Genomic DNA, 23830 nt, shown 5'->3' on the forward strand with positions numbered 1-23830 from the left:
GGAGTCAATTGGTATGACGAGCGCGGAGAGCGCGCCGTTCTCGCTGGAGCTCAGCGACGACGTGCGCGAGGTCAGGGAGTGGGTGCACGAGTTCGCCCGGGACGTCATCCGTCCCGCGGCGGAGGAGTGGGACGAGCGCGAGGAGACCCCCTGGCCGCTGATCCAGGAGGCGTCCAAGGTCGGGCTGTACTCGCTCGACTTCTTCGCCACCCAGTGGCTCGAACCGACCGGGCTCGGTATCCCGGTCGCCTTCGAGGAGCTGTTCTGGGGCGACGCCGGCATCGCGCTGTCCATCGTCGGCACCGGCCTGGCCGCCGCTTCCGTCGCCGCCGTCGGCACCCCGGAGCAGGTCACCGAGTGGGTGCCGCAGATGTTCGGCACGGCCGACGACGTCCGGCTCGGCGCGTTCTGCGCCTCCGAGCCCGACGCCGGCAGCGACGTCGGCTCCATCCGCTGCCGCGCGGTGTTCGACGAGGCCAAGGACGAGTGGGTGCTGAACGGCACCAAGACCTGGGCGACGAACGGCGGCATCGCCGACGTCCACGTCGTGGTGGCGTCCGTCCACCCCGACCTGGGCAGCCGCGGCCAGGCCAGCTTCATCGTCCCGCCGAACACCCCCGGCCTGCGGCAGGGGCAGAAGTTCAAGAAGCACGGCATCCGCGCGTCCCACACCGCCGAGGTGATCCTGGAGGACGTGCGCCTGCCGTCCGGGCTGATCGTCGGCGGCAAGGAGAAGTTCGACGAGCGCATCGCGCGGGCCCGCGAGGGCAAGAGCTCCAAGGGCCAGGCCGCGATGAAGACGTTCGAGACGACCCGCCCGTCCGTCGGCGCGATGGCGCTCGGCGTCGGCCGTGCCGCCTACGACTACGCGCTCCAGTACGCGCGCGAGCGCGAGCAGTTCGGCAAGAAGATCGGCGACTTCCAGGCGATCGCGTTCAAGCTCGCCGACATGAAGACCCGCCTGGACGCCGCGCGCCTCATGGTGTGGCGCGCCGCCTGGATGGCCCGCAACGGCAAGGACTTCGAGAACGCCGAGGGCTCGATGGCCAAGCTCATGGCCAGCGAGATGTCGGTGTACGTCACCGAGGAGGCCATCCAGATCCTGGGCGGCAACGGCTACACCCGCGAGTACCCGGTCGAGCGGATGCACCGCGACTCCAAGATCTTCACGATCTTCGAGGGCACGTCGGAGATCCAGCGCCTGGTCATCGGCCGCACCGTCACCGGCCTCGCGGTCCGGTAACGGCGGCCTGCGACGACATGGGCCAGGCGATGATCGGAGCGCCGCTCGGGCCCGGCCGCCCGCGCCCGCACCCGCGGGCGGCCGCCGCGCATCCGGGAGACGCCGGTGCGGGAGCCGATCGGGAGACGATCGTCCCGGGCTCGTGCGTCCCGGGTGCGCGCGTCAGGGGTTCGTGCGTCCCGGGCTCGTGCGTCTCGGGTGCGCGCGTGGGGGATGCGTGCGTCCGGGCTGCGCGCCGTCCCGGCCGCGCGGCCGGATCCCGCAGGCCGACGGCCGTGTTGTCACCGGGTAACACCCCCGATACCGTTCGGGGCATGCCCGACCGTCCCGGCCGATTCCGGTCACCCTCGCGCCGTCCCGCCCGCAGGCCGGGCGTACGGTGAGCGGATCATGACGGGCACGAGGGGCGGCGGACCGGGATCGCGGCGCGATCCCGGCCGCCGGCGCGCGCTGCTGGAGGCCGCCGACCGGGTCATCCAGCGGGAGGGCCCCGAGGCGTCCATGGCCGCGATCGCCGCCGAGGCCGGGATCAGCAAGCCGATCCTGTACCGGCACTTCGGCGACAAGAGCGGCCTGTACCAGGCGCTGGCCGAACGGCACATCCGCCGGCTGATCGGGACGATCCGGGAGGAGTTCTCCCGCGACGACCCGATCCGGCAGCGCACCCGGTCCACCATCGACGGCTACCTGTCGACGATCTCGAAGAACCTCAACCTGTACCGGTTCCTCATGCACCGGGCCGGGGCGGAGGACGCCGCCACGCACAGCGTGATGAGCACGATGATCCGCGACCTGAGCCGGGAACTGGCCGAGGTCATGATCGCCGAGGGCGAGATGGCGGACCGGACCCGCGCCTACGTGTGGGGCCACGCGATCGTCGGCATGGTGCAGACCGCCGGCGACTGGTGGCTCGACCACGACGACGAGGTGCCGAGGGAGGCGGTGGTGGACGGCCTCGCCGACCTCATCCTCGGCGGCCTGCCGGCCGCCGCCACCGGCGCCCGCGCCCAGCAGTTGTTCCGCGAACCAGAATTCCCGAGGTGACTGTGCAGACCGACCTGCGACCCGACCCGGCCGCCGACGCCGACCTGCGCCCGGAGCCGGAGATCGAGACCGAGCGGCGGCCGTGGGGCGGCTTCGAGCGGTACACGCTCAACGAGCCGTCCACGGTCAAGCTGATCCACGTGGAGCCGGGGCAGCGCCTCAGCCTGCAGCGGCACCGCGACCGCGACGAACTGTGGGTCGCCCTCGACCCCGGCGCGGTGTTCGAGGTGGCGGGCCGCCGCATCCTGCCGCAGGTGGGGGAGCGCGTGTTCATCCGGGCCGGGGAGACGCACCGGCTGAGCTCGGACGGCCCCGCCGTGCGGGTCATGGAGATCGCGTTCGGGCACTTCGACGAGGACGACATCGAGCGCCTCGAGGACTCCTACGGCCGGGTCTGACCCGGTCCGCGCGAGACGGTCGGGCCGCGGCACGGCCCGCGGCGGCCCGCGGCGGGCTCCGGAGAGCCGGCCGCGGGCCCGCCGCGACGGGACCGGTCAGGTGCTGCTCGTCATCGCGATCTCCTTGGTCTTCGGGTCGTTCTCGTCGGCGAGGTAGTCGTCCTCCCTGGTGGCGTCCACTCCGTCCCGGACGTTCGCCGCCCGGCAGACCACGGTGCCGACCACGGCGACGAGCACGTTGATCAGCAGTGCGATGACGCCCACGTAGAGGGTCGTCCTCGTGTCGAGGCCGAAGTCGCTCAGCGGGTAGGCCGAGCCGCCGAAGTGCTCCTTGCCCTTGGCCGGGTTCGGGATCTGGTACAGCAGCGCCAGGCCCGTCAGCAGGCCCGCCGCCCACCCGGCGATGAGCGCGCCGCGGTGGAACCAGCGCGTCATCAGGCCGAGCGCGACCGCCGGCAGCGTCTGCAGGATGATCACGCCGCCGATCAGCTGCAGGTCGATGGAGAACTGCGGGTCGAGCAGCAGGATGCAGGCGACCGCGCCCCCCTTGACGATCAGCGACACGAGCTTGCTGACCGTCGCCTCCTGCTTCTCGGTCGCGTGCCGGTTGAAGTACTCGCGGTAGATGTTGCGCGTGAACAGGTTCGCCGCCGCGATCGACATGATCGCGGCCGGGACGAGCGCGCCGATGCCGACGGCGGCGAACGCGACGCCCGCGAACCAGTCGGGGAACATCTGGTCGAACAGCACGGGGACGATCGTGTTGCCGTCCGTCTCGCCGTTGTGGGCGACCGGCCGCACCCCCGCCGCGATCGCCATGTAGCCGAGCAGCGCGATCACGCCGAGCACCAGGCTGTAGGCGGGCAGCGCCGCCATGTTCCGCTTGATCACGTTGCGGTTCTTGGCGGCCAGGACACCGGTGATGCTGTGCGGGTACAGGAACAGCGCCATCGCCGACCCCAGCGCGAGCATGGCGTAGTTCAGCTGGTTCGAACCGTCCAGCAGGATGCCGTCCCCCGGATCCTCCGTCGCGTCGAACTTGGCCCGCGCGGAGTCGAAGATGTCGCCCCAGCCGCCGAGCTTCGCCGGGATGTACAGCACCGTGACGATGATCACCAGGTAGATCAGCACGTCCTTGACGAACGCGATCAGCGCCGGCGCCCGCAGCCCGGACTGGTAGGTGTAGGCCGCCAGGATCACGAACGCGATGACGATCGGCCAGTGCCCGTGCACGCCCATCGCCTTCAGCACCGCCTCGATGCCGACGAGCTGCAGCGCGATGTACGGCATCGTCGCGACGATGCCGGTGATCGCGACGGCCAGCGCCAGCGTCGGGGAGCCGAAGCGGGCCCGGACGAAGTCCGCGGGGGTGACGAAGCCGTGCACGTGCGACACCGACCAGAGCCGGACGAGCACGAGGAACACCAGCGGGTACACGACGATCGTGTACGGGACGGCGAAGAAGCCCGCGGCCCCGGCGCCGAACACCAGTGCGGGAACGGCGACGAACGTGTAGGCGGTGTAGAGGTCGCCGCCGATCAGGAACCAGGTGATCCAGCTGCCGAAGCCGCGGCCGCCCAGCCCCCACTCGTCCAGGTTGTCCAGTGTCTCGGCCTTGCGCCACCGCGCCGCGACGAAGCCCATCGCGCTGACCAGGAGGAAGAGCGCCGAGAAGATGACGATCTCGGTGATGTGGTCGCTCGCCATGGGATCAGCCCCGCTTCCGCGTCATGCGGTACACGATGACGGTGCACGCCACGCCGAGCGGGATGAACAGCATCTGCATCCAGTAGAACGCGGGGAAGCCGGCCAGCCGGGGCGAGTCGCTGTTGTAGAAGAAGGTGAGCAGCGGCAGGACGACGGGGACGAGCAGCAGCCAGTTCCACGGGCTGCGGTCGGAGCGGTGCGCCCGCGCCGGGGCGTCCGGCCCCTCGGGGTCTTCCTTCGAGGTCAAAGGGTCCTCCTCGTCGCAGAACCCCGTCCGGATCGTGAGACGGGGCCGTGTCACGGTGAGACCGGGGGAGCGTACCGTGACGCAGGGCACGGGTCGATGTCGACGACGGCGCGACTGGATGGAGCGCTCCAGGGCTCGCGGCCCCGCAGACGGCGCGCTTCTCCCGGGCCCCGCCCCACGTTCGCGCCCGGCGCCCTCGCCCCTGCTTCGGCGCGTCGACGAGGCGGGCGCGGGCGGGCGGCTCGCCGTCCGCGCCGGTCGACCGGGGGCGGCGGGAACGGGTAGGCTCGTTCCATGCGAACCGTGCCCCGCCGAATCACCGGCCAGTGGTGGTGGCGCCGCTAAGGCGGCGCCGGTTCGTGCACGTTCCAAGACCAGGCGACCGCCCTCACCCGGCGGTCGGTGACGTGTCGTCCGTCCGTCCGGTGCAGGGCCCGACGATGAGGGGCCACCGCGGTGGAGACCGTCTCACAACAGCCGACGACCGGCGAGTTCGTCACGGCCGGGGGCGTACGGGTCACCCGTACCGCGACGCCCGTCGATCCCGAGCGCAAGTCCGACGTGCTGAACGCGCTCGTCGCCGCCGTGGGGGAGCGGCGCGGCGGGGTGCTCAGCTCCGGCATGGAGTATCCCGGGCGCTACAGCCGCTGGCACATGGCCTACGTCGACCCGTGCCTGGAGATCGTCGCGCGCGGCCGGACGGTCACGGCGCGGGCGCTCAACGGGCGGGGCCGGGTCGTGCTGCCCGCCGTCGCGGCGGTGCTGCGCGGGACGGGCGAGGTGCGGGCCGACGGGCCCGGCGAGTGCGCGGTGTTCGTCCCGCCCACGGAGGAGTTCTTCCCCGAGGAGGAGCGCAGCCGCCAGCCGACCGTCTTCACCGCCCTGCGCGCCGTCGTCGGCCTGTTCCGCTGCGACGACCCGCATCTCGGCCTGTACGGGGCGTTCGGCTACGACCTGTCGCTGCAGTTCGAGCCGCTGAAGCTGCGTCTCGAGCGGCCGGACGACCAGCGGGACCTCGTCCTGCACCTGGCCGACGAGATGGTCGTCGTGGACCGCAAGCGCGAGACCTCGCACCGCATCTCCTACGACTTCGAGGTCGGCGGGACGTCCACCGCCGGGCTCGCGCGGGACACCGGGTCGACGCCCGCCGTCGTCCCGGCGGAACCGCCCCCGCAGCCCGTGCCGGGCGTGTACGCGCAGATGGTGCGGGACGCCAAGGAGCGGTTCGTCCGCGGCGACCTGTTCGAGGTGACGCCCGGGCACGCCATGCACGGCCGGTGCGACTCGCCCGCCGCGTTCTTCGAGCGGCTGCGCGAGACGAACCCGGCGCCGTACGAGTTCCTGTTCAACCTCGGTGACGGCGAGTACCTGGTGGGCGCGTCGCCCGAGATGTTCGTGCGGGTGACCGGCGACCGCGTGGAGACCTGCCCGATCGCGGGGACGATCAAGCGCGGCGGCGACGCGCTGCAGGACGCCGAGCAGATCCGCACGATCCTGGCGTCGGCGAAGGACGAGTCCGAGCTGACCATGTGCACGGACGTGGACCGCAACGACAAGTCGCGGGTGTGCGTGCCCGGCAGCGTGCGGGTGCTGGGCCGCCGGCAGATCGAGATGTACTCCCGGCTCATCCACACCGTGGACCACATCGAGGGACGGCTGCGGCCGGAGTTCGACGCGCTGGACGCGTTCCTCACCCACATGTGGGCGGTGACGGTCACCGGGGCGCCCAAGACGTGGGCCATGCAGTTCATCGAGGACCACGAGGACTCGCCGCGCCGCTGGTACGGCGGGGCGGTCGGATTCGTCGGGTTCGACGGGTCCATGAACACCGGCCTCACCCTCCGGACTGCGCAGATCCGCGACGGCGTCGCGACCGTGCGGGCGGGCGCGACGCTGCTCTACGACTCCGACCCCGACGAGGAGGAGCGCGAGACGCACCTGAAGGCGAGCGCGCTGCTGGGCGCTCTCGCGGCCGCGCGGGACGACGCGGCGGCGGAGCCGGAGCCCGCGCCGGAGCGTCCGGGGGACGGGCTGAAGGTGCTGCTCGTCGACCACGAGGACTCGTTCGTCAACACCCTCGCCGACTACTTCCGGCAGCACGGCGCGGACGTGGTCACGCTCCGGCACGGCTTCCCCGCGCGACTGCTGGACGAGCACGCCCCCGACCTGGTCGTGCTGTCGCCGGGCCCGGGGCGGCCGGACGACTTCGCGACGGGCGCCCTGCTGGACGCCCTGGACGCCCGGGGCCTGCCCGTCTTCGGCGTCTGCCTCGGCCTGCAGGCGATGGTCGAGCACGCGGGCGGTGCGCTGGACCTGCTGCCCGAGCCGTCGCACGGCAAGCCGGGCCAGGTGAAGGTGACCGGCGGCGGGCTGTTCGCGGGGCTCCCGGACGAGTTCACCGCGGCCCGCTACCACTCGCTGCACGCCACGCCCGACCGGGTGAGGGGCTTCCAGGTGACGGCGACGACCGGTGACGTGGTGATGGCGATCGAGAACCCGGAGCGGCGGCGCTGGGCCGTCCAGTTCCATCCGGAGTCGATCCTCACCGCGGCGGGCGGCGCCGGGCACCGCATCGTGGCCAACGTGCTGCGGCTCTGCCGCTGACCGCGCCCGCGGCCCGCCCCCTCCGGAGTGATGAACCGAACGTCATTCCGGAGGTGGATTGCGGACCGCAGGAAATGGTCCTTGCGGTGCTGTCCTCGGCGGGCTCGGCACGGCAGAATCGGTTCCGGCCACCGCGTCGCCCGCGGCGCGTGTGACCGCCGTTATCCCGGCGGAGGAGGGAGGCGCGCTCCCTCCTCCGCACCGGCGGCCGCACCCCGGGCCGTCCTTTGCCCGGCATAGAACCCTGATTTCGGTCGGCCGAATCCAATTGGGTGTTTCATGGTCCTTCCCCGGGGGACCCCGGCAGCATGATGTTCATTCTTTGGCTCATCGCGGTGATCCTCGTGATCGCCGGCGCGTACGTCCTGATCGCCCGTCGCGACCTGCTCTGGGGCATCGTCCTCATCGTCGTCGGCCTGCTCGTCGGCCCCGGCGGCGTCAGCATCTTCGGCTGACGCCCGAGAAGATCTCCGGCGGCCCGGAAAAAGACTGACGCGCGCTGTCAGGTATCGCTGCCAGCATCGGCGGCATGAGCGAGAACGCAACCGAGAGCGCGCCGCTGGCGGGGAAGGTCGCGCTGGTCGCCGGCGCCACCCGGGGCGCGGGCCGCGGCATCGCCGTCGAACTCGGCGCCGCCGGAGCCACCGTGTACTGCACGGGACGGACCACCCGGTCCGCGCGGTCGGAGATGGACCGTCCCGAGACCATCGAGGACACCGCCGCGCTCGTCACGGCGGCGGGCGGCGAGGGCGTCGCCGTCCGGGTCGACCACCTGGACCCCGCGCAGGTGGCCGGCCTGGTCCGCCGCATCGACGACGAGCGCGGCCGCCTCGACGTCCTGGTCAACGACATCTGGGGGAGCGACCACCTCTTCGAGTTCGGCAGGCCGCTGTGGGAGCAGTCGCTGGAGAACGGGCTGCGGATGCTGCGGCTCGCCATCGACACCCACGCCATCACCAGCCACCGGGCGCTGCCCCTGCTGATCCGCGAGCCCGGCGGTCTCGTCGTCGAGATCACCGACGGGACCGCCGAGTTCAACGCGGACTACCGCCGGGAATGCGGCTACTTCTACGACCTGGTCAAGAACGCCGTGATCCGGATGGCGTTCGCCCAGTCGGTGGAGATCGCCCCGTACGGCGGGACGGCCGTGTCGGTGACGCCCGGCTGGCTGCGGTCGGAGGCGATGCTCGAGCACTTCGGCGTCACCGAGGACGACTGGCGCGACCACGCGGAGAAGGACCCCCACTTCGCGATCTCCGAGACGCCCGCGTTCGTCGGGCGGGCCGTGGCGGCCCTCGCGGCCGATCCGGAGCGGGCCCGCTGGAACGGGACGTCGCAGTCCAGCGGCGGGCTCGCGAAGGTCTACGGGTTCACCGACGTCGACGGCGACCGCCCGGACGCCTACGCCTACATCACCGAGGTCGTGCTGGCCGGCAAGCCCGCCGACGTCACCGGCTACCGCTGATCCGGCCCGGAGCCGCCGCCCGGCCGCGCGTACAGCGCCGCGATCCGGGCGGCGGTCTCGGCCATCCGCGCCCGCAGCCCCGGCGGGTCCAGCACCTCGACGTCCGCGCCGAGGATCCGCAGCTCGTGCGCCGCGACCTCGAGCGACTCCACCGGCAGCACGGTCGTCCGCCACCCGTCCGCGTCGGGCTCCCCGGCCTCCTCGGCGGCCCGGCGCGCCGCGTGCTCGGCGGCCGCGAACCGCAGCCCCCGCATCCCGGCCGGGCTGAGCCGCACGGTGATCTCCTCCCGCAGCATCGACCGGGCGAACGCGTCCGCCTGCTCCCGCCAGTAGCCCGCGAGGTCGAAGTCGACGTCGCGGTCGAACGTGGCGCCCGTCGGCGTCACCGCCCCGACCCGGTCCACCCGGTAGGTGCGGCCCCGGCCGCCGACCAGCGCCACCAGGTACCAGGTGCCGTTCTTCAGGACGAGCCCGTACGGTTCGGCCGTCCGCGTCACCTCGCCGTCCTTGCGCCGGTACCGCAACTCGACCTCCGCGTCGGACCAGACGGCCGCGGCGAGCTCCCGCAGCAGCGGCGGCGGGTCGGGCGCGTGGAACCAGCCGGGCGCGTCCAGGTGGAACCGCTGCCCGGCGCGGGCGGGCGCGTCCCGCAGCGGGCCCGGCAGCGCGGCGAGCACCTTCAGCTCGGCGGCGGCCACGGCGTCGGCGAGGCCCATGTCCCCGGCCGGGCCCGGCAGGCCCGACAGGAAGAGCGCCTCGGCCTCCTCCCGGCTGAGCCCGGTCAGCCGTGTCCGGTACCCGGCTACGAGGCGGTAGCCGCCCGCCCGGCCCTGCTCGGCGTACACCGGGACCCCGGCCGCCGACAGCGCCTCCACGTCCCGGTACACGGTCCGCTCCGACACCTCCAGCTCCCGCGCCAGCTCGGCCGCCGTCATGCGGTCGCGCGACTGCAGGAGCAGGACGAGGGAGATCAACCGGGACGCGCGCACACCCCCATCGTGCCCGCTGCGGGCGATCTTCACAATTTCGTGGCAGGATCGTCCGGTTTCTCTGTTCCGGCTGCTCGAACCGCTGTTAGCGTCGCCGCGTGCCGACCCAGACGACGACCATCGAGGCGTTCATCGACGCCCTTCCCAAGGTCGAGCTCCACGTCCATCTCGTGGGCTCGGCGTCCGTCCCCACCGTCCTGGAACTCGCCCGCCGGCACCCCGACGGCGGCGTGCCCGTGGACGAGCGTGAACTGCGCGCGTTCTACACCTTCACCGACTTCCCGCACTTCGCCCAGGTCTACGACCGCGTCAACCATCTCGTCCGGACGCCCGAGGACGTCGCGACGCTCGTCCTCGGCGCCGCCCGCGACCTCGCCGCCCAGAACGTCCGGTACGTCGAGCTGACCGTCACCCCGCAGTCGCACGTCCGCGCGGGGATCCCGCACCACGCGGTGCGGGAGGCGCTCGACCTCGCCGCCCGGGAGGCGCGCGGGCGGCACGGCGTCCAGGTCGCCTACATCTACGACATCCCCGCCGACTTCGGGATCGAGGGGGTGCGGGGCACCGTCACGGCGGCGCTGGAGCACCCGGCGGAGGCGCTCGTGGGCTTCGGGATCGGCGGCATCGAGCAGATGCGCGCCCCGATCCGCGACGAGATCCGGGACGCGTTCCGCGCCGCCCGCGCCGCCGGGCTCCGCAGCCTGCCGCACGCGGGCGAGATGACCGGCCCCGAGACCATCTGGGAGGCCCTCGACCACCTCGGCGCCGAGCGCATCGGGCACGGGATCGCCTGCGTCCGCGACGAGCGGCTCATGGCCCGCCTGCGCGACACCGGCACGCCCCTCGAGGTCTGCCCGACCTCCAACGTCTGCACCGGCCAGGTCGCCGCCCTCGCCGGCCATCCGCTGCCGCGCATGCTGGAGGCGGGCCTGTTCGTCACGCTGAACAGCGACGACCCGCCCATGTTCGACACGACCCTCACCGGCGAGTACCGCGCCGCGGCCGAGGCGTTCGGGTTCGGCCGCGACGACCTCGCCGCCCTCGCCCGCAACGCCGTCACCGCGTCCTGCCTGGACGACGCGGCCAAGCGCGCCCTCACCGGGGAGATCGACGCCCTGCTGTGAGGCCTCCGGCGCGCCCGCCGGCCGCGCACCACCGGCGACCGGCGGGCGCTACGGCTCCGGGGCCCGGCCGGGCGCGGTCCCCGGAGCCGTAGTGCGCCTCGCCGGGGCGGCGAGCGTTCCGTGGCTCACCCGGGAGCGTCGGCGGCGGTCACCTCCACGCGGGTGTCGTGGAACACCGGGCCCGCGCCGAGGTCGGTGTCGCGCTCGGCGACGACCGCGTTGGCGTTCGACCCGCCGGAGAACTTCGCCCAGTGTCCCTTCGGCGTCGCCGCGACGCCCGGCCTGACCTGGTCGGTCACCCGCAGGACCGCGTCGAAGCCGCCCCGGTCGTTGGCCACCCGGACCCGCTGCCCGTCCGCGAGGCCGCGCGCGGCGGCGTCGTCCGGATGCAGCCGGACGGCCAGGTCGCCCGCCCGGCGCCGCAGCTCCGGATTGTTCGCGAACTGCGTGTTCAGGAACTCGTGCGAGGCCGCCGAGATCAGCGCCAGCGGGTACCGCGCCGCCCGCTCCGGGTCGGCGACCTCCGCCGGGGGAACGTACGCCTCGCGCGGGAACTCCAGCCGCCCCGACGGCGTCGGGAACCCCTCGGCGTACGGCAGGAACGGGTCCGGGACCGACATGCGCACGAAACCCTCCTTGCGCAGCCGGTCCAGCGTGACGCCCGCCATCCACGGGTGGTCGGACGCGACGAGCTGCTCGGCGAGGCTCTCGTCCGAGTCGTACAGGCTCGGCTCGGTCAACCCCATCCGCCGCGCCAGCCGCCGGAACGTCTCGGTCGTCGGCAGGCATTCCCCGGGGGGCGCCACCGCCGGCTCGTTCCACGTCAGGTACAGGTGTCCGTACCCCTCGTGCAGGTCCGTGTGCTCGTGCTGCGCCGTCGCCGGGAGCACGATGTCGGCGTAGTCGACCGTGTCCGTCGGGAACTGCTCCATCACGACCGTGAACAGGTCCTCGCGCGCCAGGCCCGCCCGCACCCGGTTCTGGTGCGGGGTGCTGCCCACCGGGTTCGCGGCGATCACGAACAGCGCCTTGACCGGCGGGTCCTGGACGTCCAGGAGCCCCTCGCCGAGCCGCGTCATCGACAGCGTCCGCACCGGCCCGGGCCGCAGGTCGTCCCGCCAAAGCGCCGCCTTGTTCAGGCGGTTGTGGCCGGACGTCGAGAAGGCCAGGCCGCCGCCGCGCCGCGCCCAGTCGCCCGTCACCGCGGCGAACGACGCCAGCACCCGCAGCGCCGTCCCGCCGCCCGCGTGCCGCTGCAGCCCCTGCGTCGCGCGGATCGCGGTCGGCCGCGTCCGGGCGATCCGCTCGCCGAGCGCCGCGATCCGCTCGGCCGGAACCCCGGTGATCTCCGCCGCGCGCTCCGGCGGGCACGCCGCGATCCGCTCCCGGAACTGCGCCCAGCCCGCCGTGTGCTCCCGCAGGAACCGCTCGTCCTGCGCGCCCGCCCCGACGACGACGTTCAGGAGGCCGAGCGCGAGGGCCGCGTCCGTCCCGGGGAGCGGCGCGAGGTGCTCGTCCGCCTGCTGCGCCGTCCGCGTCCGCACGGGGTCGATCGCGACCAGGTGCGCCCCGGCCCTGCGCGCGTCCTGCACGAACTTCCACACGTGGTGGCCGCTCGTCAGCGGGTTCGACCCCCACAGGAGGATCAGCCCGGCGTGCGCGAGGTCCTCCGGGTCCATGCCGCCCGCCGAACCGACCGTCGCCTCCATGCCCGCGCTGCCCGCCGCGGAGCAGATGTTGGCGTAGTGCGCCGACGCGCCGAGCACGTTGAAGAACCGCCGGCCCGAGTACCCCTCGAGCCCCTGCAGGTACCCCAGCGTCCCGGTGCCCCAGTACGGCCAGACCGCCTCGCCGCCGTGCTCCCGGACGACGTCCTCGAGGCGCTCCGCGATCTCGCCGAGCGCCTCGTCCCACGAGATCCGCGCGAACCGTCCCTCGCCCTTGCGGCCGACCCGGCGCATCGGGTGCAGGATCCGGTCCGGCTGGGCCGCCCGCTCGAGCCACCGGTTCACCTTCGCGCACAGCGCGCCCCGCGTGTACGGGTGCTCGGGATTGCCGCGGAGCCGCACCGCCTCGCCGTCGCGCACGGTGACCACCCACGAGCAGCCGTCGGGGCAGTCGAGCGGGCAGGCCCCCAGTACCTTCAGTTCGGCCCCCGCGTGCGCTTCCCGCGCCGGAACGTCCATCGCGCCCCTCCAACCAGACGAATCCCACCAGTGTGCGTCATGCACCCAGCAGCATCACACCCGGACGCACCTGACGGCCTCGGCGTGCGCCCATGTCGCGGGCACGCCGGGATGATGGTTTCCTTAGGGCGACCGAAGCGGAGCGTAGGGGGATGCGAGAGTGAAGAGCGTCGAGCCCGAGGTGTACCTCGTCGCACGGCCGGAGCTGGACTACGAGGAGGTCGCCCGGTACCTGCGGGACGTGGGCGGGGAGAGCTGGCTGGCGCGGCTCGACCGCGGCGAGCTCGACGCGGAGCTGAACGATCCGCAGAACCTCGCCGAGTTCGCGGGGCGGCTCTGCTACCGCTCGTGGGAGCCCGGTCTCAACCCCAACGTGACCAAGGTCCGGACCGACCAGGGCCAGTACCTCGAGAACATCCTCCGGAGCCTCCACGGGTCGGTGCTCGAGCACGTCAGTTTCAGCTTCGTCCTGCACAACTGCAGCCGCGTCCTCACCCACGAACTCGTGCGGCACCGTCCCGGTGTGGCGATCTCCCAGGAGTCGCTCCGGTTCGTCCGGCTCCAGGACATCCCGTTCTGGTTCCCCGAGTGGGCCCGCGAGGACGCCGAGCTGATGAAGCGCGCCACCGCCCTGCTCGAGCAGATGGAGGAGTTCCAGGGCTGGATGGCCGACCACTTCGGCCTGGACGACGAGGGCGTGCCGTTCAAGGAGAAGAAGCACAAGACGTCGTTCATGCGCCGCTTCGCTCCGGAGGGCGTCGCGACCGGCCTCGTGTGGACGGCCAACGTCCGCACGCTCCGGCACACCCTGGAGAACCGCACCGCCCCCGGCGCCGAGGAGGAGATCCGCCTGCTCTTCGGCAAGATCGGCGAGGTGCTGCGCAAGGAGGCCCCCGACCTGTTCGGCGACTACGTCGTCGAGGACGGCGCGTGGGTCCCGCAGTGGCGCAAGGTCTGATCCACCGGTAACCCCCGGGGGATCACCGTCGGGCCCTGGGCGCCGGCCCCCGGTTGCGGGAGGCTTGGGCGGTATGACGGACGTCGAGATTCCCACCGGATCACGTGACCTTCCCGGGTACCTGGCCGTCCCCGAGGGGGAGGGGCCCTGGCCCGGCGTGGTCGTCCTGTTCGAGGCCCTCGGGCCGACCGCGGACATGCGCGCCCAGGCCGACCGCTTCGCCGCGCACGGTTACCTCGCCGTGCTGCCCGACCTGTACGGCGGCGCGCCGTGGCTGCGGTGCGTCACCAAGGCGATGCGCGACATGCGCGCCGGGCGCGGTGCGACCTACGACGCGATCGAGGCGACGCGGGCCTGGCTGGCCGGACGGGACGATTGCACCGGCGACATCGGGGTGTGCGGCTTCTGCATGGGCGGCGGTTTCGCGCTCGTCGCGGCGGCGCGGTACGACTTTCGCGCGGCCGCGGTGAACTACGGCATGCTGCCGCGCCGCCCCGAGGAGGCGCTGCGGGACGCGTGCCCGATCGTCGCCGGGTACGGCGCCGCGGACCCCACCCTGCGGGGGACGGCGCGGAAGCTGGAGCGGGTGCTGACCGACGCCGGCGTGCCGCACGACGTGAAGGAGTACCCGGGCACCGGCCACGGGTTCCTCACCGACACCGAGCCGCCGGGTCCGCTCGGCCCCGTCTCGAAGATCGTCTTCGGCATGGGCAGGGGACGCGAGAACGCCCCGGACGCCTGGTCGCGCCTCTTCGCGTTCTTCGACGACCACGTCCGCAAATGATCTACAACGTAAAGCCCCGGGCTCGTATGAGCAGGGCGCGGCCTCCGGCGGAACCGTCAGGCCCGTAGGACGGCCTGCGTCTGCGTCACCTGGGCGACACGGCGGCCGTCGTCGTCGTGCAGGTCGGTCTGGACGACGATCGAGGTGCGGCCCACGTGCAGCGGACGCGATGTCCCGCGCACGCGGCCGTTCCGGACCCCGCGGAAGAAGTTCGTCTTGGATTCGAGCGTCGTGGTCGACGCGCCTTCGGGGAGGTTGAGGAACGCGCACGCGGCGCCGAGCGTGTCGGCGAGGGCCATGAGGGCGCCGCCGTGCAGGACGCCGCCCGCGGTGCAGCGGTCGGGCGCCCAGTCGAGGCGGCCGGTGACCTCATCGGGGCCCGCGGTGTCGATCTCGACGCCGAGGGCGCGGGCGAACGGCATGGCGTCGACGAGGCGGTCGGGTGCGGGCGTCATCGTTCCTCCTGAGGTGTCGGACGGACCCCAGCTTCGCGAGCACGCGGGGGCCGGTCCATTACCTCGGACGTCATCGCCGCCGTGCGGTGCGGCCGGTAGCGTCGGTGCGGTGACGACGATCATGAGCGATGTGCGGCCGATCGGGGAGCAGTTGCGGGCGTGGCGGCAGCGGCGGAGGCTCAGCCAGCTGGAGCTGGCGTCGGAGGCGGGGGTGTCGACGCGGCATCTGAGCTTCGTGGAGACGGGGCGGTCGGCGCCGAGCCGGGAGATGGTGCTGCGGCTCGCCGAGCACCTGGACGTCCCGCTGCGGGACCGGAACCTGCTGCTGGTGGCGGCCGGGTTCGCGCCGGTGTTCGAGGAGACGCCGATCGAGGAGCCGCGGATGGACGCGGTCCGGGCGGCGCTGAAGCAGGTGCTGCAGGGGCACGAGCCGTTCCCGGCGGTGGTCGTGGACCGGTTCTGGAACCTGATCGACGCGAACGGCGCGGCGGCGCTGTTCACGGAGGGCGCGCCGCCGGAGCTGCTGGAGCCGCCGCTGAACGTGCTGCGGCTGAGCATGCACCCGGACGGGATGGCGAAGAACATCCTGAACCTGGCGGAGTGGCGCGCCCACATGATCGACCGGGTGCGGCGGCACGTGCGGCTGACGGCGGACGCGTCGCTGGCGCAGCTGTACCGGGAGCTGCGGGACTTCCCGGGGGACGTCGGCGAGGCGATCGCGCCGCCGGCGGATCACGAGGTGTTCGTCCCGCTGCGGATCCGGGTGGACGGCCGTGACCTGTCGTTCTTCAGCACGATCGCGACGTTCGGTACGCCGGTCGACATCACGGTCGCGGAGCTGGCGATCGAGTCGTTCTATCCGGCGGACGCGGAGACGGGCGCCTATCTGCGGGAACGCGCGGGCTGGTGACGCGCCGGTGACGGGTGCGCCCTCTTGCGGCGGGGGAGGCGGGGACGACATGGTGGGGGGACTCTCCTGACGGACGAGCCGCCCGGCCGCGGACACCGGCCGGGAGAGGGGAACGACCCATGTCAGAGGTCGGCCGGGTGCCGCTCATCGGCGTCACCGCGTGTCAGGAACCGGCGCGCTGGGGCATGTGGGTGCGGGAGGCGGCGCTCCTGCCGGTCTCGTACGTGCGGTCGGTGGAGCGGGCGGGCGGGGTGCCGGTGCTGCTGCCCCCGACGGCGTCGCTGCGGGGGGTGGGCGCGCTGGTCGAGCGGCTGGACGGGATCGTGCTCGCGGGCGGCGCCGACGTGGACCCCGAGCTGTACGGGGCGGAGCGGCATCCCGAGACGGACCCGCCGCAGCCGCAGCGGGACCGGTTCGAGCTCGCGCTGGCCCGGGCGGTGGTGGACGCGGACGTCCCGTTCCTGGCGATCTGCCGGGGGTTGCAGATCCTGAACGTGGCGCGGGGCGGGACACTCGTGCAGCATCTCCCGGAGGCGGTCGGGCACGAGGGGCACGCGCCGGTGCGGGGGCGGATGGGGACGCACGCGGTGCGGATCGCCCCGAACAGCCTGACCGGGAAGGTGCTCGGCGAGTCCGCGGACGTGCCGACGCTGCACCACCAGGCGGTGGGGCGGCTCGGGAAGGGGCTGGCGGCGGTGGCGTGGGCGGACGACCGGGTCGTCGAGGCCGCGGAGCTGCAGGGGCACCGGTTCGGGCTGGCCGTGCAGTGGCATCCCGAGGAGGGGGAGGACGGCCGGTTGTTCGAGGCGCTGGTGACGGCGGCGCGCGGCGGGTAGCGGTTGGCGTCCCGGCGGCGGGGGAAGACGAACCGGTAGATTCCGCCGCGTTTCCCCGGAGGCCGCCGCATGCCGCTGCACCCGCAGACCGTGAGCTACCTGCAGACGCTCCGGGCCTGGACGGCGGGGCCCCCGGACGCGGCGGAACCCACGATCGCGGAGATGCGGGAGCGGGTCGGGGCGGTGGTCCCCGTCGAGGGCCGCGAGCTGCCGTTCGTGGACGACCTGACCGTGCGGGGCCCGGGCGGCCCGGTGCCGGTGCGGCTCTACCGCCCGGCGGAGGGGCCGCTGCCGGCCGTGGTGTACCTGCACGGCGGCGGCTGGGTGCTGGGCGGGATCGAGAACGTGGACGGCCTGTGCCGCGACCTCGCGGCGGACGCGGGCTGCGCGGTGCTGAGCGTCGGGTACCGGCTGGCGCCCGAGCATCCGTTCCCGGCCGCGGTGGACGACGCGTGGGCGGTCGTCGCGGCGGCCGTCCGGGAGCCGGGACGGTTCGGGACCGTGCCGGGGGCGGTGGCGGTGGCCGGCGACAGCGCGGGCGGGAACCTCGCGGCCGCGGTCGCGCTGCTCGCCCGCGACCGGGGCGTGTCCCTGGCGCACCAGCTGCTGGTCTACCCGGTGACCGACACGGCGCGGGACGCCGCGAGCTGGCGGGAGTACGGCAGCGGTTACGGGCTCGACGCCGCGACGCTGTCGCGCTTCATGGACCTGTACCGGGGCGGCGCCGACCCGCGCGATCCGCGGCTCGCGCCGCTGCGCGCCCCCGATCTGCGCGGTGCCGCGCCCGCGACGGTGATCACCGCGGAGTGCGACATCCTGCGGGACGAGGGCGAGGCGTACGCGCGGCGCCTCGCGGCGGCGGGGGTGCCGGTCGAGCTGCGGCGCTACGACGGGATGGTGCACTCGTTCTTCCTGCTGCCGGAGGTGTTCGACGCCGGTGCCGAGGCGGTGGCGTACGCCGTGGCACGATTGCGAACGGCATTCGGCCACTGCGAGCGGGAGGCGTCATGAGCGACCGGTACGGGACGTACGAGCGGCTGCGGATCGACCGGGCGGCGCCGGGGGTGCTGCGGGTGACGCTGAGCGCGCCGGGACGGCTGAACGCGGTCGACGCGGTCGGCCACGGGGAGCTCGCGCGGATCTGGCGGGACGCGGACGCCGACGACGAGGTGCGCGCGATCGTGGTGCGCGGGGAGGGCGAGGCGTTCTCGGCGGGCGGCGACCTGTCCATGATCGAGGAGATGATGGACGACCACGCGGCGCGGCGCCGGATCATGCGCGAGGCCCGCGACATCGTGATGAACGTGATCGACTGCTCGAAGCCGGTGGTCAGCGCGATCCAGGGCCCGGCGGTCGGCGCGGGGCTGGCGGTGGCGCTGCTCGCGGACGTGTCGGTGGCGGGCCGCTCGGCGAAGATCATCGACGGGCACACCCGGCTGGGCGTCGCGGCCGGCGACCACGCGGTCATCGTGTGGCCGCTGCTGTGCGGGATGGCGAAGGCGAAGTACCGCCTGCTGCTCAACGACGTCCTCACCGGCGAGGAGGCCGAGCGGATCGGCCTGGTGTCGCTGTGCGTGGACGACGCCGAGGTGCACGACCGGGCGCTGGAGATCGCCGGCCGGCTGGCGGCCGGGCCCGCCGAGGCGATCCGGTTCACCAAGTACGCGCTCAACAACTGGCTGCGGGCGGCGGGGCCGGCGTTCGACGCGTCGCTGGCGATGGAGTTCTTCGGGTTCACCGGGCTGGACGTGCGCGAGGGCGTGGCGGCGCTCCGCGAGAAGCGCCCGCCCGAGTTCGGCTGACCGGGCGGGTCAGCCGAACCGGCGGGCGAGCGCCTCCAGGCCCGTCGCGTAGATGCCGCGTTCGAGCGTGCGGCCCATGGCGAGCTCGTCGCCCGCGTCGGCGGTGAAGTCCGCCGACCATTCCACGAACGACCGGCCGGGCCCGGTGTCGGGCCCGGTGACGGGTCCGGTCACGGGGGAGACCCGCAGCCGGCCGCGCACGTCCCGCACCGGCAGCGGGCATTCGAGGATCTCGTAGCGGTAGGCGCGGCCGGCGTCGTCGTGGGCGGTGAGGCGCTCGCGGAACACCGAGTCGCCGGGGCCGATGAGCCGGCGGACGCAGCCGATCCGGTCGGCGGGGCCGCCGTCCTCGATGACGCCGGTCTCCACGCCCGGCATCCACTCGGCGACGTTCCCGAAGTCGCGCAGGTAGGACCACACGTCGTCGGCGGTCGCGTTGAGCACGGCGCTGGCGTAGGACCTGGGCATCGCGGGTCTCCTCGGCGCTGAGGGCGGTGACGCCCCTCATGCTCGCCCGGCCGGTGTGATCTCGGCAACACCCGGAGGGGCGGAGTCTCAGTACGAGCGCGGCAGCCCCAGCTCGTGCTGGGCGATGTGGGCGAGGACGAGCTCCTCGGCGACCGGGATGTTCTTGGCGATGCGGGCGTCGCGGAACATCCGGGCGACCGGGTACTCGAGCGAGTACGCCATCCCGCCGTACGTCTGGAACGCGCGGTCGGCCGCCTGCCACGCGGCGTCCGCCGCGGTGAGCTTGGCGATGTTGGCCTCCGAGCCGCACGGCCGGCCGCGGTCCCACAGCCAGGCCGCCTTGTAGGTCATCAGCCGGGCCAGCTCCACCTGCGCCTTGATCCGGGCGAGGGGGAACGCGACGCCCTGGTTCGCGCCGATCGGCCGCCCGAACGGCGCGCGGTCGCGCGCGTAGTCGCAGGCGATCCGCAGCACCAGCTCGCCGGAGCCGACGCCGCCGGCCGCCGCGAGGATGCGCTCGGGGTTGAGGATGTCCCACAGGACGGCGAAGCCCCGGTCGGGCTCACCGAGCACCCGGCCGGCCGGCACCCGCACGCCGTCCAGGAACACCATGCTGGACGCGACGGTGTTCGTGCCGAGCTTCGGGATCGGCCGGTACGTCAGCGTGCCCGCCTCGACGGCCTCCCCGACGTCCACGAGCAGGACGGTGAAGCCCGCGGTGCGCGGGCGCGCCTCGGCGGCCGGGATCGTCCGGGTGACCAGCACGAGGAAGTCGGCGCGCTCCATCCCGGAGATCCAGATCTTCTGGCCGGTCACGACGTAGCCGTCGCCGTCGCGGCGGGCGTGGGTGGAGATGTTCATGGCGTTGCTGCCCGCGTCGGGCTCGGTGATCGCGAAGCAGGTCTCCAGCTCCCCGGCGGCGATCTTCGGGAGGAACTCGGCGCGCTGCGCGTCCGTCCCGTGGCGGGCGATGGTGAGCCCGCCGAACGCCGGGGTGAGCAGGTACATGAACGACGCGGCACCGCCCGCGCCGCCCTCGGCCAGCGACTCCAGCGCGACCGCGAGCTCGAGGAGGCCCTGCCCGGCGCCGCCGTGCTCCTCGGGGATCGCGAGGCTGTGCCAGCCGCCCGCGACCAGTTCCCGCCACACCTCCTCGGGCCACCGCTTCTCGGCGTCGCAGCGGCTCCAGTACTCCTGGTCGTACTTCCCGGCGATCGCCCGCACGCCGTCGCGCACCGCGATCGCGCTCTCCGGCAGGTCGAAGTCCACGCAAGCCTCCTGGTGTCCGTCCTGTTCGGCGTCCGCTCGGGTCCCACCGTAGCCGACCCGGTAAGTGGTCACTGACATCGGGTGGCGGCCATTGAACCGGCCCCTCCCGGGTAGGCGGGACCCGACGACAGACGAGACGACGCGGAGGTTCGGATGCGAGTGCGGGACGGCTGGACGCTGGCGGGCGGCCGGTGGAGCGGCGGCACCGGGGACGAGACGTTCACGGTGACCGACCCCGCGACCGGGGAGCCGGTGGGGGAGGTGCCGATCTGCTCCGCCGCCGACGCCGAGGACGCCGTGTCCGCCGCGTCCGCCGCGCCGGGCGGCTGGTCCGCCGTCCCGGCCGCCGAGCGCGGCGCCGCGCTGCGCGCCGCGGCCGACGCCGTCGAGGAACGGGCCGACGAGCTGGCCGCGCTGGTCACCTCCGAGATGGGCAAGCCCGCGGACGACGCCCGCGGCGGCGTCGAGGCCGGGATCGGCACCCTGCGGCAGTACGCCGAGCTGGGCCCGCTGCACGGCGGCCGCAGCCTGCAGGGCGGCCGCACGGCGACCGACCTCATGGTCCGCGAGCCCCGCGGCGTCGTCGCGGTGATCACACCGTGGAACGATCCGGTCGCCATCGCCTGCGGGCTGATCGGCGCCGCCGTCGTCACCGGCAACACGGTGGCGCACAAGCCGTCCGAGCGGACCCCGCACACCGGCGCGCTGCTCGCCGAGCTGCTCGCCGGAGCCCTGCCGGACGGCGTCCTCAACCTGGTCACCGGCGACGGCGGCACCGGCGACGCGCTGGCCGCCGACCCGCGCCCCGACGTCGTCGCGCACGTCGGCTCCACCCGCGCGGGCCGCCGCATCGCCGAGCTGGCCGCCCGCAACGGCGCGAAGGCGCTCCTGGAGAACGGCGGCACCGACCCGCTCATCGTCGACGCGGGCGTCGACCCCCGCTGGGCGGCCGGGCAGGCCGCCCTCGGGTGCTTCGCGAACGCCGGGCAGATCTGCACCTCCGTCGAACGGATCTACGTGCACGAGTCGCTGCACGCCGCGTTCCTCGACGCGCTCACCGAACGCGCCCGCGCCGTCCGGACGGGACCGGGCTTCGACCCGGGCACCGAACTCGGGCCGCTGGTGGACGAACGCCACCGCGCCCAGGTGCACGAGCACGTCGAGAAGGCCGTCGCCGACGGCGCGCGCGTCCTGGCCGGCGGCGAGATCCCGGACGGCCCCGGCGCGTTCTACCCGGCGACCGTGCTGGACGGCTGCACCGACGCCATGGCGATCATGGCCGAGGAGACGTTCGGGCCCGTCGCGCCCGTCCGCGCCGTCGCGTCCTTCGACGAGGCACTGGACGCCGCGCGCCGCGCCCGCCACGGCCTCGCCGCGACCGTCCTCACGCGCGACATGGCCCACGCGCAGCGCGCCTGGCGGGACCTGCCCGTCGGGACCGTCAAGGTCAACGCCGTGTTCGGCGGCGCCCCCGGAGGCGCCGCCACCCCGCGCGGCGCCTCCGGAGAGGGCTTCGGGTACGGGCCCGAACTGCTCGACGAGATGACCGCGGTCAAGGTCGTCCACATCGAGACCGCGCCCTGACCCGGCCGGGCCTCACCCCTTCACGGTCAGCAGCGGCCGCAGCTCCGCGACCGGCGACGCGACGCCGCCGCCGTGCAGGGCCGACACCACCGGGCCGATGTCCTTGTAGGCCCACGGCGCCTCCTGCTTCGGGTCGCGCCGCCACGCGGCCACGACGTCCGGCCGGCGCGCCGCCCGCGGGTCGCGATGGTCCAGCGGCGTGACCACCCGGAACTCCCGCAGGAACGCGTCCAGCTCGGCGTCGCCCCCGCGCGCCGCCGCGCCGCGCGGCACCCGCCGTCCCGCGCCGGATGGTGGATTGAGTGCATCGCAGGACAAGCAGGTCTCGGGTCGCTACCGCGCGCGCCCGGCGGCGTCACCCGGTTTTCCGGCGGCCAGGTAGCCCGCCACCATCCGGGCGACGGAGAGCGCCGCCCGCTCGGGCGGCCCGGACGGCAGCATGAGGTGGCTCATCGTCAGCCGGACGGCCGCGTCCGCGGCCTCGGCCAGCGCCGCCGCGTCCAGATCCGGCCACTGCCGCGTCGCGTGGTCGGTGAGCCGGGCGCTGGCGGTGAACAGCAGCGGCTCCGCCTGCGTCGTCAGCAGCGGCAGCAGCTCCTCCCCACCCGCGCCGGTGAGCACCGCCTTCTTCAGCTGGTCGTCCGCCGACGTCTCCAGCGTGTACCGCACGGCCGCGACCACCGCGTCGAACAGGTCGGCGTGCTCCGACAGCACCTGGTCGATGCCGTCGAGGTACCGGTCGTTGTCGCGGATCACCACCGCCTGCGCCAGGCCCCACTTGTCGCCGAACTCGTTGTAGACGGTCTGGCGGCTCACCCCCGCGGCGGAGGCGACGTCCTGCATCCGCAGGCCCCGGTACCCCCGCTCGACCAGCAGCGCGTGCGCGGCGTCCAGCAGTGCTTCGCGCACGGGACGGTCGGCGGTGCCCATCGGCGTTCCTCCGGATGCTGGACGAGTCGATCACGGTGGCGGACTCCCATTATCACCCGGTGCGCATTTCCGGGTCCCGGGCGGAGTCCCTCGCCCGAGGGTCGCCGCCGCCCGCTCGTAGGCGGCCCGCGCGACCCGCCGCAACCGGACGGCCATGTCGCCGGGCGGCTCGGGCGACTGGGCCGGGATCCGGACCTCGATCAGATGGCCGGGCATCCGGGCGATCGCCACCCGGTGCGAGGCGACGCCGCTCGCGTCGACGATCCGGTACGCGGTCGCGCCGTCCCCGAGCGGCTCCACGGCGACCGGCTCGACGGCCGCCGTCGTCGCACCGGGACCCCGGAACAGCGGAGCCATCCGGCTGCCGGTCGTGAGGGGCGGTGGAGCCTGCCGCCTGGAGGCCGGCGGGGGGGCTCAGCGGGGCGTGAGGCGGGCGTTCGGGGGGTGTGCGTTCCGGTGGGCGCCGCGGGCGCGGGCGGACGCGCGGATCTCGGCCGGGGGACCGCTCGCGACGACCCGGCCGCCGTCCAGGACGTGCACGACGTCGCAGACGCCGAGGACCGGTTCCAGGTCGTGCCCGGCGACCAGGATCGCCAGGCCCTCGGCGGCGAGGTCGCGCAGCAGCACCTCCAGCGCCCGCGACCGCCGCTCGGGCAGGCCCGTCCACGGCTCGTCCAAGAGCAGGACGGACGGGTCCGCGGCGAGCGCGCGCGCCAGGTCGGCGAGCCGGGCGACGTCGGGCGGGACGGCGCGGTCCGAGCGGCGGGCGTACTCGCCGATGCCGACGCGGGCGAGCTGCTCGCCGGCGCGTCCGGCCGCGTCCTGGA

At 73.9% G+C, this 23830-nt stretch carries 24 protein-coding genes and 1 pseudogene; 14 read left to right on the plus strand and 11 right to left on the minus strand.

Annotated features, from left to right (window positions below; genetic code table 11):
* Window positions 1–13 precede the first annotated feature (13 nt).
* From ACFQ11_RS25605 to ACFQ11_RS25615, 3 genes are all read left to right on the plus strand, one after another.
* Window positions 14–1243 carry an acyl-CoA dehydrogenase family protein gene (locus tag ACFQ11_RS25605; RefSeq protein WP_378302961.1) on the plus strand — a complete coding sequence of 410 codons (1230 nt, stop codon included), beginning with the start codon at window positions 14–16 and terminating at the stop codon, window positions 1241–1243.
* Between the two features lie 390 nt (window positions 1244–1633).
* Window positions 1634–2287, plus strand: a complete 654-nt coding sequence (locus ACFQ11_RS25610; protein WP_378302963.1) for a TetR family transcriptional regulator — start codon at window positions 1634–1636, stop codon at window positions 2285–2287.
* The gene (locus tag ACFQ11_RS25615; RefSeq protein WP_378302965.1) at window positions 2284–2685 is read left to right on the plus strand and encodes a phosphomannose isomerase type II C-terminal cupin domain; all 402 of its coding nucleotides are present in this window, start codon (window positions 2284–2286) and stop codon (window positions 2683–2685) included. The genes ACFQ11_RS25610 and ACFQ11_RS25615 overlap by 4 nt, the downstream gene beginning before the upstream one ends.
* Before the next feature lie 96 nt (window positions 2686–2781).
* Here the strand turns inward: ACFQ11_RS25615 and mctP are convergent, their stop codons facing one another.
* Both mctP and ACFQ11_RS25625 read right to left on the minus strand, forming a co-directional pair.
* On the minus strand, window positions 2782–4392 hold the full coding sequence (mctP, locus tag ACFQ11_RS25620; protein ID WP_378302967.1) for a monocarboxylate uptake permease MctP: 1611 nt from the start codon (window positions 4390–4392) through the stop codon (window positions 2782–2784).
* A gap of 4 nt (window positions 4393–4396) precedes the next feature.
* The gene (locus ACFQ11_RS25625) at window positions 4397–4639 is read right to left on the minus strand and encodes a DUF3311 domain-containing protein (protein ID WP_378302969.1); all 243 of its coding nucleotides are present in this window, start codon (window positions 4637–4639) and stop codon (window positions 4397–4399) included.
* A 456-nt stretch (window positions 4640–5095) separates the two neighbouring features.
* On the opposite strand from ACFQ11_RS25625, the gene ACFQ11_RS25630 reads away from it, so the two are divergent.
* The 3 genes from ACFQ11_RS25630 (at window position 5096) to ACFQ11_RS25640 (ending at window position 8708) form a co-directional block, all read left to right on the plus strand.
* Entirely contained in the window at window positions 5096–7243 is a 2148-nt protein-coding gene (locus ACFQ11_RS25630) for an anthranilate synthase component I (RefSeq protein ID WP_378302971.1), read from the plus strand.
* 308 nt (window positions 7244–7551) lie between these two features.
* Window positions 7552–7698: a GPGG-motif small membrane protein gene (locus ACFQ11_RS25635; protein ID WP_169528911.1), complete on the plus strand. Its 147-nt coding sequence runs from the start codon at window positions 7552–7554 to the stop codon at window positions 7696–7698.
* Window positions 7699–7772: 74 nt separating this feature from the next.
* Complete coding sequence (locus ACFQ11_RS25640; RefSeq protein WP_378302974.1) at window positions 7773–8708, plus strand: SDR family oxidoreductase; 936 nt, start codon at window positions 7773–7775, stop codon at window positions 8706–8708.
* Here the strand turns inward: ACFQ11_RS25640 and ACFQ11_RS25645 are convergent.
* Window positions 8699–9697, minus strand: coding sequence for a helix-turn-helix transcriptional regulator (locus ACFQ11_RS25645; protein ID WP_378302976.1), 999 nt, complete (start codon window positions 9695–9697; stop codon window positions 8699–8701). The two genes, ACFQ11_RS25640 and ACFQ11_RS25645, sit on opposite strands and share 10 nt — an antisense overlap.
* A 98-nt stretch (window positions 9698–9795) precedes the next feature.
* On the opposite strand from ACFQ11_RS25645, the gene add reads away from it, so the two are divergent.
* Entirely contained in the window at window positions 9796–10821 is a 1026-nt protein-coding gene (add, locus tag ACFQ11_RS25650; RefSeq protein ID WP_378302978.1) for an adenosine deaminase, read from the plus strand.
* Window positions 10822–10946: 125 nt separating this feature from the next.
* On the opposite strand, the gene ACFQ11_RS25655 is transcribed toward add, so the two are convergent.
* Entirely contained in the window at window positions 10947–13007 is a 2061-nt protein-coding gene (locus ACFQ11_RS25655; protein ID WP_378302980.1) for a molybdopterin-containing oxidoreductase family protein, read from the minus strand.
* A gap of 160 nt (window positions 13008–13167) precedes the next feature.
* Here ACFQ11_RS25655 and thyX point away from each other — a divergent pair, with 160 nt between their 5' ends.
* Complete coding sequence (thyX, locus tag ACFQ11_RS25660; protein ID WP_378302982.1) at window positions 13168–13965, plus strand: FAD-dependent thymidylate synthase; 798 nt, start codon at window positions 13168–13170, stop codon at window positions 13963–13965.
* 73 nt (window positions 13966–14038) lie between these two features.
* Entirely contained in the window at window positions 14039–14749 is a 711-nt protein-coding gene (locus ACFQ11_RS25665; protein WP_378302984.1) for a dienelactone hydrolase family protein, read from the plus strand.
* Between the two features lie 56 nt (window positions 14750–14805).
* On the opposite strand, the gene ACFQ11_RS25670 is transcribed toward ACFQ11_RS25665, so the two are convergent.
* On the minus strand, window positions 14806–15204 hold the full coding sequence (locus tag ACFQ11_RS25670) for a PaaI family thioesterase (protein WP_378302986.1): 399 nt from the start codon (window positions 15202–15204) through the stop codon (window positions 14806–14808).
* A gap of 109 nt (window positions 15205–15313) precedes the next feature.
* On the opposite strand from ACFQ11_RS25670, the gene ACFQ11_RS25675 reads away from it, so the two are divergent.
* From ACFQ11_RS25675 to ACFQ11_RS25690, 4 genes are all read left to right on the plus strand, one after another.
* Window positions 15314–16114 (plus strand): helix-turn-helix domain-containing protein, encoded by an 801-nt coding sequence (locus ACFQ11_RS25675; protein ID WP_378302988.1) that lies wholly within the window; start codon window positions 15314–15316, stop codon window positions 16112–16114.
* 119 nt (window positions 16115–16233) lie between these two features.
* Complete coding sequence (locus ACFQ11_RS25680; protein ID WP_378302990.1) at window positions 16234–16950, plus strand: gamma-glutamyl-gamma-aminobutyrate hydrolase family protein; 717 nt, start codon at window positions 16234–16236, stop codon at window positions 16948–16950.
* Between the two features lie 69 nt (window positions 16951–17019).
* Window positions 17020–17961: an alpha/beta hydrolase gene (locus ACFQ11_RS25685; RefSeq protein WP_378302992.1), complete on the plus strand. Its 942-nt coding sequence runs from the start codon at window positions 17020–17022 to the stop codon at window positions 17959–17961.
* Window positions 17958–18752 (plus strand): enoyl-CoA hydratase/isomerase family protein, encoded by a 795-nt coding sequence (locus ACFQ11_RS25690; RefSeq protein ID WP_378302994.1) that lies wholly within the window; start codon window positions 17958–17960, stop codon window positions 18750–18752. The genes ACFQ11_RS25685 and ACFQ11_RS25690 overlap by 4 nt, the downstream gene beginning before the upstream one ends.
* A 9-nt stretch (window positions 18753–18761) precedes the next feature.
* Here the strand turns inward: ACFQ11_RS25690 and ACFQ11_RS25695 are convergent, their stop codons facing one another.
* The gene (locus ACFQ11_RS25695; protein WP_378302996.1) at window positions 18762–19220 is read right to left on the minus strand and encodes an SRPBCC family protein; all 459 of its coding nucleotides are present in this window, start codon (window positions 19218–19220) and stop codon (window positions 18762–18764) included.
* Between the two features lie 87 nt (window positions 19221–19307).
* Window positions 19308–20489 carry an acyl-CoA dehydrogenase family protein gene (locus ACFQ11_RS25700; protein WP_378302999.1) on the minus strand — a complete coding sequence of 394 codons (1182 nt, stop codon included), beginning with the start codon at window positions 20487–20489 and terminating at the stop codon, window positions 19308–19310.
* A gap of 153 nt (window positions 20490–20642) precedes the next feature.
* Between ACFQ11_RS25700 and ACFQ11_RS25705 the strand changes: the two genes are divergently transcribed.
* A complete protein-coding gene (locus tag ACFQ11_RS25705) occupies window positions 20643–22073 on the plus strand; it encodes an aldehyde dehydrogenase family protein (protein WP_378303001.1) in 1431 nt (476 codons plus the stop codon).
* Window positions 22074–22085: 12 nt separating this feature from the next.
* On the opposite strand, the gene ACFQ11_RS25710 is transcribed toward ACFQ11_RS25705, so the two are convergent.
* The 4 genes and pseudogenes from ACFQ11_RS25710 to ACFQ11_RS25725 form a co-directional block, all read right to left on the minus strand.
* On the minus strand, window positions 22086–22346 hold the full coding sequence (locus tag ACFQ11_RS25710) for an RtcB family protein (RefSeq protein ID WP_378303003.1): 261 nt from the start codon (window positions 22344–22346) through the stop codon (window positions 22086–22088).
* A 60-nt stretch (window positions 22347–22406) separates the two neighbouring features.
* Window positions 22407–23003 (minus strand): TetR/AcrR family transcriptional regulator, encoded by a 597-nt coding sequence (locus tag ACFQ11_RS25715; RefSeq protein ID WP_378303005.1) that lies wholly within the window; start codon window positions 23001–23003, stop codon window positions 22407–22409.
* 30 nt (window positions 23004–23033) lie between these two features.
* Window positions 23034–23360 (minus strand): hypothetical protein, encoded by a 327-nt coding sequence (locus ACFQ11_RS25720; RefSeq protein ID WP_378303007.1) that lies wholly within the window; start codon window positions 23358–23360, stop codon window positions 23034–23036.
* Between the two features lie 57 nt (window positions 23361–23417).
* Window positions 23418–23830, minus strand: a pseudogene (locus ACFQ11_RS25725) (hypothetical protein); the annotation flags it as partial.

It is taken from the genome of Actinomadura sediminis (genome assembly GCF_042675525.1).
Taxonomy (GTDB): domain Bacteria; phylum Actinomycetota; class Actinomycetes; order Streptosporangiales; family Streptosporangiaceae; genus Spirillospora; species Spirillospora sediminis.

Bases quoted from the DNA above. Each gene is read 5' to 3' on its own strand.
- ACFQ11_RS25605 (WP_378302961.1), top strand. From the start codon at position 14: ATGACGAGCGCGGAGAGCGCGCCGTTCTCGCTGGAGCTCAGCGACGAC.
- ACFQ11_RS25610 (WP_378302963.1), top strand. From the start codon at position 1,634: ATGACGGGCACGAGGGGCGGCGGACCGGGATCGCGGCGCGATCCCGGC.
- mctP (WP_378302967.1), bottom strand. From the start codon at position 4,392: ATGGCGAGCGACCACATCACCGAGATCGTCATCTTCTCGGCGCTCTTC.
- ACFQ11_RS25635 (WP_169528911.1), top strand. From the start codon at position 7,552: ATGATGTTCATTCTTTGGCTCATCGCGGTGATCCTCGTGATCGCCGGC.
- ACFQ11_RS25640 (WP_378302974.1), top strand. From the start codon at position 7,773: ATGAGCGAGAACGCAACCGAGAGCGCGCCGCTGGCGGGGAAGGTCGCG.
- ACFQ11_RS25655 (WP_378302980.1), bottom strand. From the start codon at position 13,007: ATGGACGTTCCGGCGCGGGAAGCGCACGCGGGGGCCGAACTGAAGGTA.
- ACFQ11_RS25665 (WP_378302984.1), top strand. From the start codon at position 14,039: ATGACGGACGTCGAGATTCCCACCGGATCACGTGACCTTCCCGGGTAC.
- ACFQ11_RS25670 (WP_378302986.1), bottom strand. From the start codon at position 15,204: ATGACGCCCGCACCCGACCGCCTCGTCGACGCCATGCCGTTCGCCCGC.
- ACFQ11_RS25680 (WP_378302990.1), top strand. From the start codon at position 16,234: ATGTCAGAGGTCGGCCGGGTGCCGCTCATCGGCGTCACCGCGTGTCAG.
- ACFQ11_RS25685 (WP_378302992.1), top strand. From the start codon at position 17,020: ATGCCGCTGCACCCGCAGACCGTGAGCTACCTGCAGACGCTCCGGGCC.
- ACFQ11_RS25690 (WP_378302994.1), top strand. From the start codon at position 17,958: ATGAGCGACCGGTACGGGACGTACGAGCGGCTGCGGATCGACCGGGCG.
- ACFQ11_RS25695 (WP_378302996.1), bottom strand. From the start codon at position 19,220: ATGCCCAGGTCCTACGCCAGCGCCGTGCTCAACGCGACCGCCGACGAC.
- ACFQ11_RS25705 (WP_378303001.1), top strand. From the start codon at position 20,643: ATGCGAGTGCGGGACGGCTGGACGCTGGCGGGCGGCCGGTGGAGCGGC.
- ACFQ11_RS25715 (WP_378303005.1), bottom strand. From the start codon at position 23,003: ATGGGCACCGCCGACCGTCCCGTGCGCGAAGCACTGCTGGACGCCGCG.
- ACFQ11_RS25720 (WP_378303007.1), bottom strand. From the start codon at position 23,360: ATGGCTCCGCTGTTCCGGGGTCCCGGTGCGACGACGGCGGCCGTCGAG.